Annotated in this window: 2 protein-coding genes; both read right to left on the bottom strand. The window is 69.3% G+C overall.

Features of this window, described 5'->3' with window-relative positions; genetic code table 11:
• Window positions 1-73 precede the first annotated feature (73 nt).
• Window positions 74-394, bottom strand: a complete 321-nt coding sequence (locus tag AC08OU_RS24220) for a hypothetical protein (RefSeq protein WP_476600404.1) — start codon at window positions 392-394, stop codon at window positions 74-76.
• Window positions 395-1,869: 1,475 nt separating this feature from the next.
• Window positions 1,870-2,655, bottom strand: coding sequence for a helix-turn-helix transcriptional regulator (locus tag AC08OU_RS24215; RefSeq protein ID WP_476605903.1), 786 nt, complete (start codon window positions 2,653-2,655; stop codon window positions 1,870-1,872).
• Window positions 2,656-2,787 lie beyond the last annotated feature (132 nt).

Raw genomic sequence — 2,787 nt, 5'->3', positions numbered from 1 at the left:
TCACCCCGCCCCACACAACGGATCATGCAATCCGAAAATCACCATCAGATCCACGGCCAACCCCGGGACGTACTTACCAAACAGGCCCTAGGCCGACGGTCCCGACGCTCGCGGGCAGCTCGTCGGGATCGAGGGGGCAGCCGGGAGCGACCCGCACCCCGAACCGGCCCGGCGCCCACCGCTCGGCGTCCCGCAGCGCGTCACGTGCCGGTCCGGCCAGCAACCCGAGGTCCAGCACCCCGAGCCCTCCGGCCCGCTGCACCGCGGCGACCAGGGGCGCGGACGGTTCAGCGAACGGCGTGATCACCACGACCAGCTCGCGGGCGTCGAGCGGATCGCGGTCGGCGGGATTGGCCGGCGAGGCCACGGGTGACGCGCTGGGTGCAGTGGTCATCGGCTGGTCCTCCCGACCGGTCCCCGCCTGGGGCAGGGCGCTGAGGGGGCAGAGGCTGCGGGGGCTGTGCTGGTCCGCATGGGCGGGCAATCGCTGGTCCGGATAGGCGGGTAATCGCTGGTCCGCGTGAGCGGGTATCTCAAGGGCAGGCGGACAGCCGGCAGACCCGGGGCCGACGGCGCGTCCGCTGCCGCCCGATCGCCGCGGCGGCACATCGAGGCCATAGAACTCACCCACCGAACCAGCATGATCGACTTGTTCCGGACGACAGGACCGCCCGCATCATCCAGACCTCCTGGTCAGTGCCGCCGGGACGGCAGACATCCGGGAAGCCGCATCCGCCCTGAGTATGCGAAAAGCGAACCAACCCCCAACAGGCTGTCGCGGAACTGGTGTCCCCCGGTCCCACGGCGGCCGCATCCGGTTAGCCGACACGGGATTGCCAACGTGCGCGGAATACTAGCCGGCCCGGTTGGGATCATTGCGTGGTGCCGGACCACAGCGTTGATCGTGGGCCCGTCGGACCACTGGCGCGGTCGCCGTGACCAGGTCCGGACGGCATCCGGTCGCCCGCTCGCCCACCGCCGGACATCGATGAGGATGTCGCGGATCGGGATTACACAGAGCCTGCAGGGGTGTGCACCGGGCGACGTCATCAATCGCCGCGGCCATCGATGGAGGTTACGAATGAGTATCACGCAGGTCGCTATCCCGGTCGCCGGTCGCAGCGATTTCTCTTCGGTATCGATCACCCAATGCGGCGATGAACAGATGTGGCTACTTCCCGGCAACACACGTCCGCATGCGCAGGGCCTGGAGAAATCGGATGCGAGGACGACGCCCCGGGAGGTATGGAACTACGGGCGGGCACCGTCCTGAAAATCGATCGTGGTCGCCGCCGGCCGGGTCAGGCGCTGACGGGCGGGGACTGACTCCTTCAGACCCCATGCGGACCAGAAGGGACATCGGCCAACCTAGTCACAGCGCGCCATCGATCGCAAGCTTATCCGATCAACTTTCCGGCAACGACCTCAATAGGGATGCCAATGGCAACATTTCAGCTACAATAAGCGACAGTCGTCGCGGAGCGCGCAGGACATGACCGTCGGGACCGGTCAGGCGAGGCCAGATCGATTACCACGGACCGGCTTTGTTACTCGAGTGGGATCATCGACACGCGACCGTCGGCACCGGGAACGGACACGCAGCGTGTCCGTTCCCGCCACTGTTCGATCATCGGGACCGGCCTCTCGCCTCATCCCTTCGCGCCGAAATGCCGGCGGCCCCGACGGAGAGGTCGATCATGATTGCCGCCATCGGAGGATCAGGTGCCGGCGACCGCGCCCCGCGCGGTCGCGCACCGGGGTTCGCGGCTCGGATCGAGGTCGTAGATCATCGGCACCGCCGCGGATCCCGCGGATCCCGCGGATCGAACATCCACGGCAGCAGCCTCATGACCTCATGACGTCACAGTTTCAGGGCCGCGGGTTGCCGGGGGCCGCGAACGCGCTCGTCTCCCGCTGCCACGCGATCGCCAGCTGGGTCCGGTTCGTGCACCCCGTCGCCACGAGCGCATGGGTGAGATGGTGCTTTACCGTGTCGATGCTGATGCACAACGCCTCGGCGACCTGGCGGTTGGAACGGCCTTCGGCGACGAGACGGACGACGTCGCGCTCGCGCGCCGACAGCTTGCCCGCGACCGACGGACCCGGGTCCGCCCGGATGTAGAACCGCAGAAGGTTACCGAGGTGCCGACCGAGAACCGCCCCGACGGCGCGGTCCCGCGGTCCGAACGCCCCCGGCCGAGAATCCAACAGGGACACCACGGCGCCCACGTTCGACGGACCGAACAGGCGGATGAGCAGCTTCGCGTGGATGCCGTGTGCCCGCAGAAACCGCTCCAGGCGCATCCGCACCTCCGGGCGTTCCGGGATGCCGAGATCGTCAAGGGTGGCGAGCCCTCGCTCGCGGACCGAACGCAGGCTGTCCGGATTGCTGAGGGCCTCCAGCTCCCGGTAACGCTCCAGGTAGGGGCCTGCGAGTCGAAGCGCCAGCCCGCGACCGGTGGGCCGGGCGTCCTGGAAGGCGGTCTCGAGCGAGGAGCCCAGGAAGAAGGCGGAATGCCGGTAACCGAGATGCCGGGCCATGCCGTCCAGGGCGAGCTCGCGGAAGGATGCCAGCGACGACGCCCGCTCGCAGTCCTCCACCACGCGCAGGATGCCGCGCAACTCGGCCGCGCCGAGAGCCAGGTCCCGCGGCATCGGCGCGGCACGCGCCACCGGAGCGGACCGGACGGGCGGGCCGCCAGCCGGGACCGCACGGCCGCTGCCGCTCGGCACCTCGCCGCGGCCCATCGGCGAGCCGCCCATCGGCACACCGCTCCCCGGTGGGCC

This window comes from Frankia sp. CcMO1 (assembly GCF_977945845.1).
The sequence above is the reverse complement of the archived record's forward strand: the minus strand, read 5'-3'. Positions and strand labels throughout refer to the sequence as shown.

Coding starts and splice junctions, on each gene's coding strand:
- AC08OU_RS24215 (WP_476605903.1), bottom strand. CDS start 2,655: ATGCCGCGGGACCTGGCTCTCGGCGCGGCCGAGTTGCGCGGCATCCTG.
- AC08OU_RS24220 (WP_476600404.1), bottom strand. CDS start 394: ATGACCACTGCACCCAGCGCGTCACCCGTGGCCTCGCCGGCCAATCCC.